This is a genomic window from Massilia sp. CT11-137, assembly GCF_047302885.1.
Taxonomy (GTDB): domain Bacteria; phylum Pseudomonadota; class Gammaproteobacteria; order Burkholderiales; family Burkholderiaceae_D; genus Telluria; species Telluria orientalis.
In genome coordinates this window covers 1,735,434-1,751,968 of sequence record NZ_JBKYMP010000002.1, presented here as the reverse complement: position 1 = coordinate 1,751,968, position 16,535 = coordinate 1,735,434, and the positions used below count along the sequence as shown (strand labels likewise).

Genomic DNA, 16,535 nt, shown 5'->3' with positions numbered 1-16,535 from the left:
GGAGGCCCATTATGCACTGCGCCTGTCGAGCATGGCGCGCGCGATGGTGCCCGCGTCCACGTACTCGAGCTCGCCCCCGACGGGAACGCCGCGTGCGAGGCGGCTGACCGTGAGTCCGCGCGCCTTCAGCATTTCGCTGATGTAATGGGCGGTCGCTTCGCCCTCGTTCGTGAAATTGGTGGCGAGTACGACTTCCTTCACGTCGCCATCGGCCGCGCGGCCGATCAGTTTTTCCAGGTGCAGGTCCTTGGGGCCGATGCCGTCCAGCGGCGACAGCCGGCCCATCAGCACGAAGTACAGGCCCTTGTACGTCAGGGTCTGCTCGATCATCATCTGGTCGGCCGGCGTCTCGACGATACACAGGAGTGTCCGGTCGCGCTGCTCGTCGGCGCACAGGTCGCAGACCTCGGTCTCCGAGAACGTATTGCACAGCGCGCAATGATGCACCGCGTCGACGGCCTGGTACAGCGCGCGCGACAGCATCGCGGCGCCTTCGCGGTCGTGCTGCAGCAGGTGGAAGGCCATGCGCTGCGCCGACTTCGGCCCGACGCCCGGCAGGCGGCGCAGTGCCTCGGTGAGGAAGTCGAGCGATTTGGACATAATTGACTCCTGGACCCCGGGGACGCCGAGCCTCCGCCGGTGCTTACTGTGCGCGCCAGGCGGACAGCGCCTCGGCGGTCATGGTGGGAACGAATTCGGTGACCGCATAGGTCGCGAGGCCCGCCTGCGCGAACGGATCGTCGCGCAGCGCGGCGTCGAGCGTGGCGCGGTCGGCCGCATGGGCGACGAGGATGCCGCCGTCGCGCGGCTCCTTGCGGCCCGCCATCAGGAGCAGCCCACGCGCGGTGTGCTCCTGCAGCCAGGCGCGGTGCGCCGGCAGGTAAGCGTCGATGCGCTCGAGCGGCGCCGTATAAGTGAGGGTAACAATAAACATCAGAACGGCATCTTGAAGCCCGGCGGCAGCGGCAGGCCGGCGGTCAGTCCGCTCATCTTTTCCTGGGCGGTGGTTTCGGCCTTGCGCACGGCGTCGTTGAACGCGGCGGCGACCAGGTCTTCCAGCATGTCGCGGTCATCGCCCAGCAGCGACGGGTCGATCGACACGCGCTTGACGTCGTTCTTGCACGTCATGACGACCTTCACCAGGCCGGCGCCCGACTGCCCTTCGACTTCGATCTGGGCCAGCTGCTCCTGCGCCTTCTTCATGTTGTCCTGCATGGCCTGCGCCTGCTTCATCAGGCCTGCGAGCTGGTTTTTCATCATGATGTGTTCTCCAAAAAAGTCGGATGGGTAAATCGTTTATACAGTTTATACCGGCGCGGGCACGGACCCGGCTCAGGACGCGATCGGCCGCACGGAACCGGGCACGACGAACGCGTCGAACGTGCGCACCATGTCCTGCACGAACGGATCGGCATCGACGGTCGCTTCCGCTTCGCGCTGCAGCCGCTCGCGCCGCGCCTTGGCTTCGGCGCTGGCCGTGTACCAGGTCGGCGCGATCTCGGTCTCGACGTTCACGCGCACGGCCGGGAAGCGTTCCTGCAGCGCCGCGCACAGTTTTTCGCTGTTGCCGCTGGCGCGCAGCGTGTCGACGGGGACGCGCAGGCGGAAAGTCGCGGCGGCACCATCCGCCACGCACTCGACCAGCTCGGTCTGGAAGGCGAGCTGCTGGGCCACGCCGCGCAGCGGCAGCGAGGCGGCCAGCGCGGGCCAGTTGCCGTCCCAGTCGATGGCCGGCACGGGCGTGATGACGTAGGCGTACGGCGGCGCGGACGGTGCCGCGACGCGGGCCGGGGTGGGCGGCGCCTGCACAGCCGGGGCGTCCATGGCCACGGCACTGTCGTCGGAAAACTCGGTGACCCAGGCCGGCGGTTCGTCGTCGGCGACGGCCTGCTCGTCGGCGTGCCCCTGGGCGGCCTGGCGCATCATCGCCGGCTGCGGCTGGGCGGCGGCCTGGGGCTGCGTGCGCGTGGCGGCAGCGGCGGCGCCGTTCGGCGCGCCCTGGTCCCATGGTGCCGGCGCGGCCGCGCGCGCGGGCGCGCTCGGGGCGGTCGCAGCCGGCGCGGCGGGAGGTGCGGCAGCGGGCGCCGGATCCGCGGCCGGTGCCGGACGGCGTGGCGCGCCACCCATGCGGGAACCGGCGCGCGCCGCTTCCAGCGCGGCATCGAGGGCTGCACGGGCCGACGTCATGGCGCGGCCGGCACCCTGTGCGGACGGCGCGGAAGCCGGCGCGGATGCGGGAGCCGCGGAAGCCGCCGGGCCGGCCGGACGCGCCGCGGCGGCCGGCGCCGTGGAGGCAGCAACAGCGGGACGCGCGGGTGCCGCCTGCGGCATCGTGCGCGCCAGCCCGGCCGGTGCCGGCGATGCGGCCTGCTCGGCCCCGCCCTGTCCGGGGCGGAACGCCAGCATGCGCAGCAGGGTCATCGTGAAGCCCGCGTACTCGTCCGGCGCGAGGCCGATCTCGTTGCGGCCGATCACGGCGATCTGGTAATACAGCTGCACTTCCTGCGGATCGAATTGCGTGGCGAGACGCTGGATGTCGGCCAGTTCCGGCAGGTCGTCCGGCAGCGCGGCCGGCACGGTCTGCGCCAGCGCGATCCGGTGCAGCAGGGTGCCCAGGTCCTGCAGCGCGCCGTTGTACGACAGGCTGCGGCTGGCCATCTCGTCGGCGACGGCCATCAGGTCGGCGCCATCCTGGTTCGCGAGCGCATCGAGCAGGCGGACCAGGTAGGACTGGTCGAGCGCGCCCAGCATGCCCTGCACGGCGTCGAGCGTGACGGCGCCGGCCGCATACGCGATGGCCTGGTCGGTCAGCGACAGCGCGTCGCGCATCGACCCGTGCGCGCCCTGCGCGAGCAGGCGCAGCGCGGGCTGTTCGAACGTCACGCCTTCCTGGCCGAGGATGTTTTCCAGGTGACCCACGATGTGGCCGGGCGGCATCTGCTTGAGGTTGAACTGCAGGCAGCGCGACAACACGGTCACGGGAATCTTTTGCGGGTCCGTCGTCGCGAGGATGAATTTCACGTGCTCGGGCGGTTCTTCCAGCGTCTTCAGCATCGCGTTGAAGGCGTGGTTCGTGAGCATGTGCACCTCGTCGATCATGTAGACCTTGAAGCGTGCATTGCTCGGCGCGTAGACCGCCTGCTCCAGCAGCTGGGCCATCTCGTCGACGCCGCGGTTCGACGCGGCGTCCATCTCGACGTAGTCGACGAAGCGGCCGGCGTCGATCGCGCGGCACGGTTCGCACTGGCCGCACGGCTCGGCCGTGATCGACCCGTTGCCATCCGGCCCGACGCAGTTGAGCGACTTGGCCAGGATGCGCGACAGCGTGGTCTTGCCCACCCCGCGCGTGCCGGTGAACAGATAGGCGTGGTGCAGCCGTCCGGTACGCAAGGCATGGGTCAGCGCACGGACGACGTGCTCCTGGCCAACCAGCGTTTCAAAGTTCCGGGGACGGTATTTGCGGGCGAGGACTTGATAGGACATACCGGGATTTTACCGTAGACCGGGCGAGGCGCGGCAACATTAGACGCTCATCGGGACTTCCCCTGCACTGATATTTTTCTTTCAACAAGGTACTCTCGCCGCCCGATGCCGGCGACGACAAGCGCCATGCCAGGCTCAAGCTCGACGAGCACATGCTGAAGGAAAATCCGCTGGTGGAGGTGTCGATGCGCCCGCTGGAAGCGGAGATCGATGAACAAGGAAGGTAGTAGGCGAGCCTGATCTGCGGCACTTGCGGTGAACGGCTTTGGCTGCTTCGTTCCCGACCTGACCAGGTAAACCATGCCACAATGCGCAGGGGCCCGCCAGCTCGCATTATAACCGGTTACGGGCATACCGGCAAACCACCGCCGGGATGCGCCGCGCATACCTATATAGAGTGCCCCGCATCAAGCGGACGTCACAGCCCCAGCTGCTGCCAGATCCCGTCCACGCGCGCCTTGACTTCCGGCGTCATGACGATGGGTGTGCCCCACTCCCGGTTCGTTTCGCCCGGCCATTTATTAGTGGCATCGATACCCATCTTGCTGCCCAGGCCGCTGATCGGCGACGCGAAGTCGAGGTAGTCGATCGGCGTATTGTCGACCAGGACCGTGTCGCGGGTCGGGTCCACGCGGGTCGTGATGGCCCAGATCACTTCCTTCCAGTCGCGCACGTCGACGTCTTCGTCCACGACGACGATGAACTTGGTATACATGAACTGGCGCAGGAAGCTCCACACGCCGAACATCACGCGCTTGGCGTGGCCGGCGTACTGCTTCTTCATCTGCACGACGGCCATGCGGTAGCTGCAGCCTTCCGGCGGCAGGTAGAAATCCGTGATCTCGGTGAACTGTTTTTGCAGCAGCGGAACGAACACTTCGTTCAGCGCCACGCCAAGCACGGCCGGCTCGTCGGGTGGTTTGCCCGTGTAGGTCGAGTGATAGATGGGGTCGCGGCGCATCGTGATGCGGTCGATCGTGAACACCGGGAACCAGTCCTGCTCATTGTAATAGCCGGTGTGGTCGCCGTACGGGCCTTCCAGCGCGTGCTCGAAGCCGGACGGGTGGGTCTCGTCCGGATAGATATGGCCTTCCAGCACGATCTCGGCCGACGCCGGCACGCGCAGCTCGCTGCCGATCGCCTTCGTCAGGACGGTGCGCTGGCCGCGCAGCAGGCCGGCGAACTGGTATTCGGACAGCGTGTCCGGCACGGGCGTCACCGCGCCCAGGATCGTGGCCGGGTCGGCGCCCAGCGCCACCGCCACCGGATACGGCTTGCCGGGGTTGGCGATGCAGTGTTCGCGGAAGTCGAGCGCGCCGCCGCGATGCGCGAGCCAGCGCATGATGACCTTGTTCGGCCCCAGCACCTGCTGGCGGTAGATGCCCAGGTTCTGGCGCTTCTTGTTCGGTCCTTTGGTGATCACGAGGCCCCAGGTAATCAGGGGCGCGACGTCCCCCGGCCAGCAATGCTGGATCGGCAGGCGGGCCAGGTCGACGTCGGCGCCTTCCCAGACGATTTCCTGGCACGGCGCGCCCTTCACTTCCTTGGGCGCCATGTCCCACACGGCCTTGACGAGCGAACCCAGGTCCATGATGTCCCGAAAACCCTTGGGCGGCTCGGGCTCCTTCAGGCGCGCCAGCACGTGGCCGATCTTGCGCAGCTCGCCGACGTCGTCGGCGCCCATGCCCAGCGCCACCCGCTGCGGCGTGCCGAACAGGTTGGCCAGCACGGGGATCGGATAGCGCTTGCCGGCGGCATCGACCGGGTTCTCGAACAGCAGCGCCGGCCCGCCGGCACGCAACGTCCGGTCGCACACCTCCGTCATTTCAAGATTCGGTGAAATAGGCGCGGATACGCGCTTGAAGTCACCGTTTTCTTGCAACTTAGCAATAAAATCCCGCAGATCAGAGTAGTTCATTGAATTTTTAATTCTTTTTTACATCTTTTGATGAGTGCTAACAATCGCCGGCAAGTGGTTGATTTGCCAAAGAATTGATGAGCGCCTGTACGTTCTTTAGATCTAAAAGTAATAGAACGCGTGAGTGCTAGTATTGACTTGATATAAACGAGCTTCTACAATCCGCCGTATCAAGTGAGGCAGGCCCGTCCAAGACGTGATTCTAGCCGGTCTCATTCTTTCACGGGGTCGGGGCCCCAGCGACATTTTAGGAGTGTTTTCACTGGGCGTCTGCCCAACCAACCCCGAGACAGTTGTTAGCTACTGGGCGCCTCCACTGCAGCGCGGCCCAGCTGAAGCAAGCAATGACGGCGTTCCTCGACCGCTACAGGCGGCGACGGACGGTTTTCTGATGCACGGCATGAGTTCGTTCGAACGCTGCGCTTCCAGCGCTGCGACGGGATGACTTTTTCCGCGACAAAGGAGAGACGATGATCCATCGCTTCATCGGCACGAGCGCAAGGCTCGTCCAACAGATGGCCAGCCAGCCAGTCACGTGGTCTTCCGTGATCAAAGCGGCACGTGGTGTTTTGACCACCGCACAACATACCTTGACCGTTTTCGGTCTTTCCGCAGTAGCAATGATTGCCCTGCTGTACAGCCGCCCCGATTTCGCAAAACGGGTGTCGGATTTCCTGAGCCCGCAACACGCCATGCCGGCGCAGGTTGCCACCGCCAATCCCGCGGTCCAACTCGTCGCGGCGCGCGGCGCGGACGCCGTCGAGATCGCGAACGACGACAAGGCGGCGAACCGCCCCACCCGTCAGCAGAAGTACGTGACGGACTGGCTGTCGCGCCGCTACCGCGTGGCCGGCGACGCCGCCAACATGCTCGTCACGACCGCGTACAGCACGGCGCACGAGATCAAGCTGGATCCCCTGCTGATCCTGGCCGTGATGGCCATCGAATCGGGCCTGAATCCGTTCGCGGAAAGCCCGATGGGCGCGCAGGGCCTGATGCAGGTGATGTCCAAGGTTCACAGCGACAAGTTCGAGGAAGTCGGCGGCTCGCAGGCTGCCCTGAATCCGGTTGCCAACATCCGTGTCGGCGCCCTGATCCTGAAGGATTACGTGAAGCGCACGGGCTCCGTCGAAGGCGCCCTCAAGAGCTACGTCGGCGCCGCGGCAGCCGACGACGACTCCGGCTACGGCTCCAAGGTCCTGACCGAATACAAGCGCCTGAAACAGGTCGCGAGCGGCAAGAACGTCCCGATCTACTTCCCGCCGGCATCGGCTGCGGCCCCGAGCACGACCCTGGCCCAGAAAGCGGCCAGCGCGCCGGCCAAGCCGGACACCGCGGCGCCGGATACGGCCCACGGCAGCACCCAGACCGGCGAGACCGTCGCCGGACTCTGAGCCTCACCCTTACACTCCTTTCCTGGTCGAAAGCCACCGTCGGCGCAAGCTACGGTGGCTTTCATTTATGGATTACCAGTCAATCGAGTCGACATGGACGGTGCCCGTCCACGCGCCCCCCGTCGTCAGGTTCAGCCCAAGGCGCTGCAGCGGCGTGACCGACGTCGCCGGCACCGTGAGCGTAAACGTATTCCAGGTGCCCGGCGTGAACGTCGTCGACGGATTCGAGAACCAGCCCCAGTTGTAGTCCATCAGATAGGGCTCGACCTTCGTGATCCGGCTGCCGGCCGGGATGAAGACGTGGAAGGTGATCGTCGCGCCGGGCGGCACGATCACGCCGCTCTGCTCCAGCGACGCCGACCCCGCCGCCGTGCCCGCGACGTTCACGGCGAGCGACCGCTGGCCCGCGTAGTGCCGTGCGGTCGATGTCGCGATGCCGCTGATCAGCGCACCGCTGGGCGTCCACAACTGGGTGTCGGTCTCGAAATGGAACTTCGTCGGGTCGGGGTTGGTGCCGGGCGTACGCGCGCTCGCTTCGGTCGAGAACCCGGATGCGCCCGCGCCGTTCACCGCCACCACGCGGTAATAATACGTCGTGCCGGGATTCAGGCCCGTGTCCGTGAACGTCGTGCCGGTGAGGCCGGTGACGGAAGGCGTCGCCGGTTCGCTGCCGGAGTTCGCCGTGCGATAGAGCTGGTAACCGGTGGCGCCGCGCACGGCATTCCACTGCACGGTCACCTGGCCGGCGGCGGCCGTGGCGACCACACCCGCGACCGCGTACGGTGCGCCGTTCGGCGGCGGCGGAACGGCGCCGTCGGTCAGCGCGGTAACCAGGGCCGGATCGGTGATGGCGCCCGTGTCATACACGAACGGGGCGTTCGGCGTGCTCCAGTAGAACGGGCTCAGACCGTGGGCGCGGGCGGATTCGCCTACATACTTGTTCCAGTAGAGATGGGACGCATTGTTCCAGACCTGTTCGTCGCCCGTCAGGCCCGGGGTGGCGGCCGCATGGAACTCGCCTATCATCACGGGCACGCCCTTGCTGGCGAACTGGTCCTTCAACTGCTGCATGCCGGCGTCGATATTGCCTTCCTCGCCCCAGGTGGCGTTGCGCGTCGGATCGCCTGCATAGTGGTAGGACTGGCCCCAGAACCAGATGGCTTTGCCCCACGACTGGTCGCCATGAATGATCGTGAACAGCGACGGCGTGTAGTTGTGGTATTCGACCATCAGCCGGCCGGGAGTCGAATCGGACGGCAAGTTGGTGAACCACGACGGGTCGCCCTGGCCCTGCAGCACGAGCCAGCGGCTGGTGTTCTTGCCGCCGGCGCCGCGCACCGCATCGACGAAGGTCTGGTAGTACTTCGCCACCGTCGCCATGTGCGCGGGCTTGTACACGTTCGGCTCGTTGGCGGCCGCGAACAGCAGGTGGTTGTCGTACCCCGCGAAGGCGGTCGCGATCTGCGTCCACAGGTTGCGCATCTGCGCGTCGACGGCCGGATCGACCGTGTCGCCGATATGGTTCTCGAACCACCCGCCGTCCCAGTGATCATTGATGACCACATACATGCCGGCCGCGATGCTGTAGTCGACGGCCTGCTTGACCTTGGCCATGTAGGCGGGATCGATCTTGCCGGTGGCATCGGAATTCGTCACCCACGCGCACGGGATGCGCACGGCGTTGAAGCCGGCGTTGGCGGCGGCGGTGTACACGGCCTGGCTCGGGAATGCATAACCCCACATGGCTTCCAGCGAATTCCCGAGGTTGAAGCCGCGGGTAGGCATCGGCAGCGCCGTCGTGATCGGCGGCGGGGTCGTCGCCTGCACGTACACCGCGCCCGTGTAGAGCACCGTATCGCTGGACTTGTCCCGGACCGAGATCGTCTTCATGCCGTCCGCGACACCCGGCGTGCAGCGGAAGCGGACTTCGGTGGGCGTGACCGACAGCTTCGCCGGATGGGCGCAATCGGTGACGTCGAGCGCCAGCGCGGCGGGCAGGTTGGTGCCCAGGATCTGGAAATAAGCGGTCTGCCCCACGTGCAGCGTCGACAGCGTCGTGAAGCTTGGGTCGGTCGAGTTGACGGTGCCGACGGTACCGGTCGCGCGCTTGCCGGCCTGGTCCTGGGACACGTGCGCGCCGCCGCCGGCGCTGACGGCCATGCTGGTGTCCCTGCCACTGCCGCCGCAGCCCGCCAGCAGGATGGCACCCGCCATCGCTGCAAGAACGAAATGTGTTTTCATGGTCTCCACTTCAATGTTGTTGGGTGAGTGGACATCATTCGCAGTCGCGGCCATGAACTCAATCTCGTTTTCCCGTAAGGTCCCAAGTAAAACCAGTGACGTAAAAAAACCGCCCCGGTCTCCCGGGGCGGCTTTTTTACTACTATATATATAGTGGGTAACGGATCAGCGTCGCGAATCCGCCGCCACCTCGTCCGGACGCAGCTCGCCGGCCAGGCGGTCGAGCACGCCGTTCACGTACTTGTGGCCATCGATACCGCCGAACGACTTGGCCAGTTCCACGGCTTCGTTGATCACGACGCGGTACGGGATCTCGATCTGGTTCTTCAGCTCGTACGCGCCGAGCAGCAGCACGGCGTGTTCGATCGGCGACACTTCCGCGATCGGGCGGTCGACGGTGGGTGCGATCACCTCGCGCAGCTCGACCGACTGGGCGATCGCGCCGTTCAGCAGTTCCGTGAAGTACTCGCCGTCGGCCTTGTCGAAGCCGTGCGCGGTGCGGATGTTGGTGACGACCGTGGAGGCCGGTTCATTGTTCAGCAGCCATTGATACAGCCCCTGCAGTGCGAACTCGCGCGCGCGGTGGCGCGGCGTGCGGTTCTTGATGGGATTGGCGTGCGATGTCTTGTCAGTCATGGTTGTACTCGATTTACTCTTCTTCGGCCTGCAGTTCTTCGAGGCCCAGCAGCAGGTTGGCCATCTCGACCGCGACGCGTGCCGCGTCGGTGCCCTTCTCGGCCATGCGGGCTTCCGCCTGCTCGTCGTTTTCCGTCGTCAGCACGGCGTTGGCGATCGGCATGCCGTAATCCAGGCCGATGCGGGTGATGCCGGCGCCCGACTCGTTCGACACGAGCTCGAAATGGTAGGTTTCACCGCGGATGACGGCGCCCAGCGCGATCAGCGCGTCGAATTGCTGCGTCTCGGCCATCTTTTGCAGGGCCAGCGGGATTTCCAGCGCGCCCGGGACGGTCACGTGCAGGATGTCCTCGTCGGCCACGCCCAGGTGCTTCAATTCTGCCAGGCATGCCGACAGCAGGCCATGGCCGACATCGGCATTGAAACGTGCCTGCACGATACCGATGCGCAGGCCTTCACCTGTCAGATTGCTTTCAAAAGTTCCTACCGTCATGGCTATGCCTCTTGTTCTTTCGTTGATGAATAGTTCAATGGTACCGCGTTATGCAGACGCATTACGAGCTCACCTCGCATCCGGGCTTGGCCAGGTAGCCGGTGACTTCAAGGTCGAAACCGGCCATCGACGGCATCTTGCGCGGGTTGGCCAGCAGCTTCATCTTGCGCACGCCGAGCTGGCGCAGGATCTGCGCGCCGATACCGTAGGTGCGCAGGTCCAGGTTGGCCGCGCGGCCCACCGGGCGCGTCGGCTTGTCCTGGAACTGGGCGAACAGTTCGTCGGCCGTCTCGGCGCAGTCGAGCAGGACGATGACGCCCGCCTCCGCCCGCTGCACGGCCTGCATCGCGGCCGCGAGATTCCACGAGTGCGACGTCGAGGCGCTGTCCAGCAGGTCGAGGATCGACACCGGCTGGTGCACGCGCACGAGCGTCTCGCGGTCTTCCTGCGGATTGCCGTGGACGAGCGCCAGGTGCGCCGAGCCGCTCGGCTTGTCGCGGAAGGCGACCAGCTTGAACTCGCCGTGCACGGTGGCCAGCGAACGCTCCGCCACGCGCTCGACGAGGGTCTCGTTCTGGCTGCGGTAATGGATCAGGTCGGCGATGGTGCCGATCTTGAGGTTGTGCTCCTGCGCGAATTCCAGCAGGTCCGGCAGGCGCGCCATCGTGCCGTCTTCCTTGATGATCTCGCAGATCACGGACGCCGGGGTCAGGCCCGCCATTTCCGTGAGGTCGCAGCCCGCTTCCGTATGGCCGGCGCGCATCAGCACGCCGCCCTTGACGGCACGCAGCGGGAAGATGTGGCCCGGCTGGACGAGGTCCTCCGGCTTCGCATCCTTCGCCACCGCCACCTGGATGGTGCGGGCGCGGTCGGCCGCCGAGATGCCCGTCGTGACGCCTTCCGCCGCCTCGATCGAGACGGTGAAGTTGGTGCCGAAGGACGTGCCGTTACGGGTCGTCATCATCGGCAGTTCGAGGCGGTCGCAGATCTCCTCGGACAGGGTCAGGCAGACGAGGCCGCGCGCGTGGCGGATCATGAAGTTGATCGCCTCGGGCGTGACGTGTTCGGCGGCGAGCACCAGGTCGCCTTCGTTCTCGCGGTCTTCCTCGTCGACCAAAATGACCATGCGCCCGGCGCGCAGTTCGTCAACGATTTCCTGGGTGGTGGAGATGGGCATGTGGATTCCTCGAGAGTACGGACCGGCTGGTGCGGAAATCCGCTATTTTAAAGGATTTGCCAGTCCTCGGCCGTATCCCCGTCGGGGGGCCGCGCACTCTAGAGTCCCGCTACCACTGCCGCGGCATTGTTTCGTTGCATAATGACAACGGCCCGCTTTGTTCGGCCTGCATTACATCATGCTCATTTACAAGTGTGGCCCAAGTCGGGCAAGGTAGAATGATTTTTTTCCGTGCCGAGGACGTCGTCGCATGCTCATCCGTATCGCCCGCATCACTTTTCTCGTCGCCGCCCTGCTCGTGCAGGGCGTGGCGCCGGGCGCGTCCCTCAAGCTCGACGATCCGCTGCCGGTCGGGGCCCAGGTCAAGGTCGGCAAGCTCGACAATGGCCTGACCTACTACATCCAGCGCAACCGCATGCCAGAGCACAAGCTGGAACTGCGCCTCGTCGTCAAGGCCGGCTCGATCCTCGAGGACGAGGACCAGCAGGGCCTGGCCCACTTCACCGAGCACATGGCCTTCAACGGCTCGCGCCATTTCAAGAAGCACGAGCTCGTCTCTTACCTGCAGTCGATCGGCGTGAAGTTCGGCGCCGACCTGAACGCCTACACGTCGTTCGACGAAACCGTCTACATCCTGCCCGTGCCGTCCGACCGCAACGACGAACTCGACAAGGCCTTCCTCGTGCTGGAAGACTGGGCCCACGGCCTCACGCTGACGGACGCCGACATCGACAAGGAACGCGACATCGTCCTCGAGGAAGCCCGCCTCGGCAAGGGCGCCGGCGACCGCATGCAGAAAGTGCTGATGCCGAAGATCTACAACGGCTCGCGCTATGCCGACCGCCTGCCGATCGGCCAGGAAGACGTCATCCGCACCTTCAAGCCGGACACGCTGCGCCGCTTCTACAAGGACTGGTACCGCCCGGACCTGATGGCGGTCGTCGCCGTGGGCGACATCGATCCCGCCCAGGCCGAGAAATTGATCCGCCGTCATTTCGCCGGCCTGAAGAACCCCGTCCACGCGCGTCCGCGCGACTACGCGAAGATCCCGGCACGCACGGACAACGAGGCACTCGTCGTCACCGACAAGGAAGCGGGCCCGGCATCGATCCTGATCCGCTACCCGCTGCAGCCGTTCCACGAGCGCGCCACCCTGCGCGGCTACCGCGAGCAACTGGTCGAAGCGCTGTTCGCGGGCATGCTGAACCAGCGCTTGCAGGAACTGTCGGCGCTGCCCTCCCCGCCGTTCATCGGCGCCAGCAGCGCCCTGTCGCGCCTGACGCCGCGCTACCGGTCGTACAACGCGATGGCCGCGCTGGGCATGAACGGCGCCACCGTCGCCATCGACGCGCTCGTGCAGGAAAACGAGCGGGCCCGCCGCTTCGGCTTCACGACGGCCGAACTCGAGCGCATGAAGAAAACGATGATGCGCACCTACGAGCGCGCCTGGAACGAGCGCGACAAGACGGATTCCGCCGTCCACGCGGCCGAACTGATGCGCAACTTCCTCGAAGGCGAATCGATTCCCGGCATCGATGCGGAGTACCGCTACGTGAAGGAACTGGCGCCCGGGATCACGCTCGCGGAGATCAATGCCTATGCCGCCAGGACCATCCCGGCCGACTCCGGCAAGCTCGTGATCTACACGGGCTCGACCAAGACGGAAGGCGACGCCCCGATTCCCACCGGCGAGCAATTGCTGGCGGCCGTCACCAACGCCGAGAAGCGCGACGTGAAGGCGCACGACGAAAAGGCCGTGGCCGCGCACCTGATGGACCAGCCGCCCGCGCCCGGCAAGATCGTCGACGAAAGCCGGGATGCGAGCCTTGGCCTCACCCGGTTGACGCTGTCGAACGGCGTCAAGGTGATCCTCAAGCCGACGACGTTCCGCAACGACCAGGTCCTGATGAGCGCCGCGCGCTTCGGCGGCCAGAGCCTGTTCGACGACAAGGACATGTTCAACGCCCGCTACGCCGACACGATCGTCGCCGCGATGGGCCTGAAGGATTTCTCGCCGCTCGACATGCGCAAGATCCTGGCCGGCAAGGCCGCCTCCGTGAGCGCGGGCCTGGGCAACAACACGGATGTCGTCGCGGGCACGGCGGGCGCCACCGACGTCGAGACGATGCTGCAGATGGTGTGGCTGAAATTCGCCGGCGTGCGCCGCGACGAAGACCTGTACAAATCCTTCATCGGCAAGCAGATGGAACTGGCGCGCAACCGCCTGTCGCAGCCGGGCGCCCTGTTCGGCGACACCGTGCTGGCCACGCTGTACGACAATAACCCGCGTGCGCCGCGCGCGCTGCGCCCCGAGGACATCAACAAGATCGACCTCGACCGCGCGATCGCCATCTACCGCCAGCGCTTTTCCAGTGCCAAGGACCTGACGTTCATCTTCGTGGGCAGTTTCGACGTCGCCGCCATCAAGCCGCTGATCGCGACTTACCTCGGCAGCCTGCCCACGCCGGACATCCCGACCGCCTACCGCGACCTCGGCATCCGTCCCGTGACGGGCGTCGTCAAGCGCGAGATCAAGAGCGGCTCGGAAGACCGCAGCAACGTGTCGCTGACGTTCACTGGCCCCAGCGAGGTCACGGAACTGGAAGAACTGCGCCTGTCCGCGCTGGCGGAAGTGATGAACATCCGCATCATCGATATCCTGCGCGAAAAGTTGGGCCTCATCTACGGCGGCGGCATGGAAGCGTCGATGACGCGCATCCCGTACAGCCACTACACGATCGGCGTCCAGTTGCCGACGGGCCCGGACAACGTCGACAAGGTGCTGGCGGCGACGTTCGCGGAGATCGACCGCATGCGCAAGGAAGGCCCCACGCAGGAAGACCTGGACAAGGTCAAGACGAACTGGCAGCAGACCTACCGCAAGTCGCTGCAGGAAAACGCGTACTGGCTGGCCGCCCTGCAAACCTCGCTGACGGAAGGGACCGATCCGGGCACCATCCTCACGTTCGACAAGGACATCCAGAACCTCACCGTGGACGACGTCAAGCGGGCCGCGCAGCGCTACCTGAACACGGAGAATTATGTGCAGGTGGTGCTGAATCCCGAGGCCAGTGCCGCCGCGGCCCAGGCCAGGAACGACACGGAGAAGAAGCCGGACAAATCGTAGGGTGGGCGGTCTCCGCCCACGCGAAAGTCAGCGTGACGCAGACGATCGCGTGGGCACGGGGTGCCCACCCAACGCGTTCATTCAAGGTATTTGTTGAACCACGCGACCTCGCGCGCCCGCAGGTCGCGCTGGTTCTCCGGCCTGCGGAACGCGTGTCCCTCGCCGTCATACACGAGCAGCGTGGTCGGCACGCCCATCGCCTTCAGGCCGTGCCAGAACTCGAACGATTGCGCCGGCGGGCACTCGACGTCGCGCTCGCCCACGTAGATGAAGGTCGGCGTGCGCGCCGCCTTGATCGATGCGATCGGCGACGCGGCGCGGTAGACGGCGGGATCGTCGTACATCGTCGCGCCGAAGTAAGGCACCATCCACTGGTCGATGCCGTTCTGGCCATAGTAACTGATCCAGTTGGCGATGCCGGCGCCGGCCACGGCGGCCTTGAAGCGCTGGCTGTGCGTGACGCCCCACATCGTCATGAAGCCGCCGTAGGAATGCCCCATCAGGCCGAGGCGGTTGCCGTCGATGGGCGCGCGGGCGATGACCGCGTCGACGCCGGCCAGGATGTCGCGCCAGTCGCCGCCGCCGAAGTCGCGCCGGTTCGCGCGCGTAAACGCTGCGCCCTGGCCATAGCTGCCGCGCGGGTTCGGCATGAAGACGAAATACCCTTCCTTCACGAGGTCGCGCACGAGCGGGTTGCCGTTGTCGCCGGCCGCCACGTAGCGCGGCGACGCGGCCGCCGCCGGGCCGCCATGCACCTGCACGATCATCGGGTAGGTGCGGCCCGCCTCGACGCTGCGCGGCCCCAACAGCCAGCCCTGCACGTTGAACCCGTCGTTGGTCCAGCCGATACTGCGCGCGGCGACCTGCGGCAGGAACCCGTCGTTGTCGCGGGTGATGGGCACCAGTTCCGGCAGCCGTCCGGCGACGATGCGCGGCGCGTGCTCGAAGTCTTCCGTCACCGACGCGGCCACGCGGCCGTCCGCGCTGAACACGACCCGCCCGTCGCGTCCCGCCGAGAGGCCCACGGGGGCCTGCCACAGCATGCGCGCGCTGCGCGCCGCGGGATCGATCGCGGCGATGCCGGCGTCGCTGCCGCCCAGCACGGACGCGAGCAACTCCTTGCCGCGCCACGTGATGCCGTTGAACGTGCCCTTGTAGTCCGGCGTGACGTCGACCGGCTCGCCGCCTTCCAGCGGCACGGTGTACACGTCGCCGCCGACGGAACCGAAGTCGCTCATCAGGCCGCCGATGAAGGCGACCGTGCGCCCGTCCGGCGACACGTGCGGCATATTCATCTGCATGTGCGGCGCGGCGATGACGCGCAGGCGCCCGCTCGCCGCGTCGACGTGGCCAAGCGTCGCGATCCACCAGTTGTTGTCGCCGTTCCCCTTCGCGCTCGTGACGACGAAGCCCTTGCCGTCCGGCGTCCAGTCGTATTCGTAGACGAACGTGTCGGCTGGCGACACGAGACGGTAGTCGCCACCCGCCGCCGGCACGATGGCGATGCGCTGCTCGTCCTCGTCCTGCGCGAGGCCGATCTCGCCGACCTGGCGCGCGCCCGCCTCGACGGCGCCCGTCAGCTTTTTCGCGCCGACCGTCGTGAGGAAGGCGACTTGGCGGCCGTCCGGCGACCAGCGCACCGTGCCGGCGACGCCCCTGATCGTGGCCAGCGGCGTCACGCGCCCATCGCGCACGAGCACGACGCCGGCGGTACCGGCCCTCGGGTCGGCGACGATGGCGGCCAGTGTCTTCTGGTCCGGCGACCACGCGAGGGACTCCAGGCGGCATGGCGCGCAATCGGCCTTCTGCCACGTCGATGCGATGCGGCCGGTGGCCGTGTCGCGCACGACGATCCGCGGCCCCGTTCTCGCTACCCCTTCCACCGCCTCCACCGCCGCGATGCGCTCGCCGTTTGCCGTCATCGCGAGCGTGCGGTAGGTGCGCATGCCGGCCGGGTCGGCATGTGCCAACGCGGCCGCCGCCAGCAGCACGGTCAATGCCGCGCCGCGCGCGACGGTCTTGCCATCGAGGGAAAGGTGCCGGGTCATGTCTCGTCCTTGTTATCG

Annotated in this window: 12 protein-coding genes and 1 other RNA gene; 2 read left to right on the top strand and 11 right to left on the bottom strand. The window is 66.4% G+C overall.

The annotated features are described in order from the left end of the window. Positions 1-9 precede the first annotated feature (9 nt). From recR to ubiD, 6 genes are all read right to left on the bottom strand, one after another. Positions 10-600 carry a recombination mediator RecR gene (gene recR / locus ACEN98_RS24470; protein WP_413344738.1) on the bottom strand — a complete coding sequence of 197 codons (591 nt, stop codon included), beginning with the start codon at positions 598-600 and terminating at the stop codon, positions 10-12. A gap of 43 nt (positions 601-643) precedes the next feature. Next, positions 644-934, bottom strand: a complete 291-nt coding sequence (locus tag ACEN98_RS24465; RefSeq protein WP_413387498.1) for a YciI family protein — start codon at positions 932-934, stop codon at positions 644-646. Then, a complete protein-coding gene (locus ACEN98_RS24460) occupies positions 934-1,260 on the bottom strand; it encodes a YbaB/EbfC family nucleoid-associated protein (RefSeq protein ID WP_413344741.1) in 327 nt (108 codons plus the stop codon). Before ACEN98_RS24460 ends, ACEN98_RS24465 begins: the two co-directional genes overlap by 1 nt. Positions 1,261-1,332: 72 nt before the next feature. Next, positions 1,333-3,483 (bottom strand): DNA polymerase III subunit gamma/tau, encoded by a 2,151-nt coding sequence (locus tag ACEN98_RS24455; RefSeq protein WP_413387497.1) that lies wholly within the window; start codon positions 3,481-3,483, stop codon positions 1,333-1,335. 226 nt (positions 3,484-3,709) lie between these two features. Continuing rightward, positions 3,710-3,808: signal recognition particle sRNA small type (gene ffs / locus ACEN98_RS24450), an RNA gene on the bottom strand. Positions 3,809-3,901: 93 nt separating this feature from the next. Then, positions 3,902-5,401: a 4-hydroxy-3-polyprenylbenzoate decarboxylase gene (ubiD, locus tag ACEN98_RS24445; protein ID WP_413387496.1), complete on the bottom strand. Its 1,500-nt coding sequence runs from the start codon at positions 5,399-5,401 to the stop codon at positions 3,902-3,904. Between the two features lie 620 nt (positions 5,402-6,021). Here ubiD and ACEN98_RS24440 point away from each other — a divergent pair. After that, the gene (locus ACEN98_RS24440; RefSeq protein WP_413387495.1) at positions 6,022-6,795 is read left to right on the top strand and encodes a transglycosylase SLT domain-containing protein; all 774 of its coding nucleotides are present in this window, start codon (positions 6,022-6,024) and stop codon (positions 6,793-6,795) included. Between the two features lie 72 nt (positions 6,796-6,867). Here ACEN98_RS24440 and ACEN98_RS24435 read toward each other — a convergent pair whose 3' ends face one another. The 4 genes from ACEN98_RS24435 to ribBA all read right to left on the bottom strand — a co-directional run bounded on the left by ACEN98_RS24435 (position 6,868) and on the right by ribBA (position 11,342). Next, positions 6,868-9,036, bottom strand: a complete 2,169-nt coding sequence (locus tag ACEN98_RS24435; protein ID WP_413387494.1) for a cellulase family glycosylhydrolase — start codon at positions 9,034-9,036, stop codon at positions 6,868-6,870. A gap of 165 nt (positions 9,037-9,201) precedes the next feature. After that, on the bottom strand, positions 9,202-9,672 hold the full coding sequence (nusB, locus tag ACEN98_RS24430) for a transcription antitermination factor NusB (RefSeq protein ID WP_413339119.1): 471 nt from the start codon (positions 9,670-9,672) through the stop codon (positions 9,202-9,204). 13 nt (positions 9,673-9,685) lie between these two features. Continuing rightward, positions 9,686-10,165, bottom strand: a complete 480-nt coding sequence (ribH, locus tag ACEN98_RS24425) for a 6,7-dimethyl-8-ribityllumazine synthase (RefSeq protein ID WP_413387493.1) — start codon at positions 10,163-10,165, stop codon at positions 9,686-9,688. Positions 10,166-10,226: 61 nt separating this feature from the next. Beyond that, positions 10,227-11,342, bottom strand: coding sequence for a bifunctional 3,4-dihydroxy-2-butanone-4-phosphate synthase/GTP cyclohydrolase II (gene ribBA / locus ACEN98_RS24420; RefSeq protein ID WP_413339117.1), 1,116 nt, complete (start codon positions 11,340-11,342; stop codon positions 10,227-10,229). A gap of 250 nt (positions 11,343-11,592) precedes the next feature. Here ribBA and ACEN98_RS24415 point away from each other — a divergent pair, with 250 nt between their 5' ends. Next, positions 11,593-14,469: a M16 family metallopeptidase gene (locus tag ACEN98_RS24415; protein WP_413387492.1), complete on the top strand. Its 2,877-nt coding sequence runs from the start codon at positions 11,593-11,595 to the stop codon at positions 14,467-14,469. A gap of 77 nt (positions 14,470-14,546) precedes the next feature. On the opposite strand, the gene ACEN98_RS24410 is transcribed toward ACEN98_RS24415, so the two are convergent. After that, positions 14,547-16,517: a prolyl oligopeptidase family serine peptidase gene (locus ACEN98_RS24410; RefSeq protein WP_413387491.1), complete on the bottom strand. Its 1,971-nt coding sequence runs from the start codon at positions 16,515-16,517 to the stop codon at positions 14,547-14,549. Positions 16,518-16,535 lie beyond the last annotated feature (18 nt).

What these genes read in the sequence shown, in the direction of transcription:
- ACEN98_RS24455 (WP_413387497.1), bottom strand. Translation starts at nt 3,483, where the DNA reads ATGTCCTATCAAGTCCTCGCCCGCAAATACCGTCCCCGGAACTTTGAA.
- ACEN98_RS24435 (WP_413387494.1), bottom strand. Translation starts at nt 9,036, where the DNA reads ATGAAAACACATTTCGTTCTTGCAGCGATGGCGGGTGCCATCCTGCTG.
- ribH (WP_413387493.1), bottom strand. Translation starts at nt 10,165, where the DNA reads ATGACGGTAGGAACTTTTGAAAGCAATCTGACAGGTGAAGGCCTGCGC.
- ACEN98_RS24460 (WP_413344741.1), bottom strand. Translation starts at nt 1,260, where the DNA reads ATGATGAAAAACCAGCTCGCAGGCCTGATGAAGCAGGCGCAGGCCATG.
- ubiD (WP_413387496.1), bottom strand. Translation starts at nt 5,401, where the DNA reads ATGAACTACTCTGATCTGCGGGATTTTATTGCTAAGTTGCAAGAAAAC.
- recR (WP_413344738.1), bottom strand. Translation starts at nt 600, where the DNA reads ATGTCCAAATCGCTCGACTTCCTCACCGAGGCACTGCGCCGCCTGCCG.
- nusB (WP_413339119.1), bottom strand. Translation starts at nt 9,672, where the DNA reads ATGACTGACAAGACATCGCACGCCAATCCCATCAAGAACCGCACGCCG.
- ACEN98_RS24440 (WP_413387495.1), top strand. Translation starts at nt 6,022, where the DNA reads ATGATTGCCCTGCTGTACAGCCGCCCCGATTTCGCAAAACGGGTGTCG.
- ACEN98_RS24415 (WP_413387492.1), top strand. Translation starts at nt 11,593, where the DNA reads ATGCTCATCCGTATCGCCCGCATCACTTTTCTCGTCGCCGCCCTGCTC.
- ribBA (WP_413339117.1), bottom strand. Translation starts at nt 11,342, where the DNA reads ATGCCCATCTCCACCACCCAGGAAATCGTTGACGAACTGCGCGCCGGG.
- ACEN98_RS24410 (WP_413387491.1), bottom strand. Translation starts at nt 16,517, where the DNA reads ATGACCCGGCACCTTTCCCTCGATGGCAAGACCGTCGCGCGCGGCGCG.
- ACEN98_RS24465 (WP_413387498.1), bottom strand. Translation starts at nt 934, where the DNA reads ATGTTTATTGTTACCCTCACTTATACGGCGCCGCTCGAGCGCATCGAC.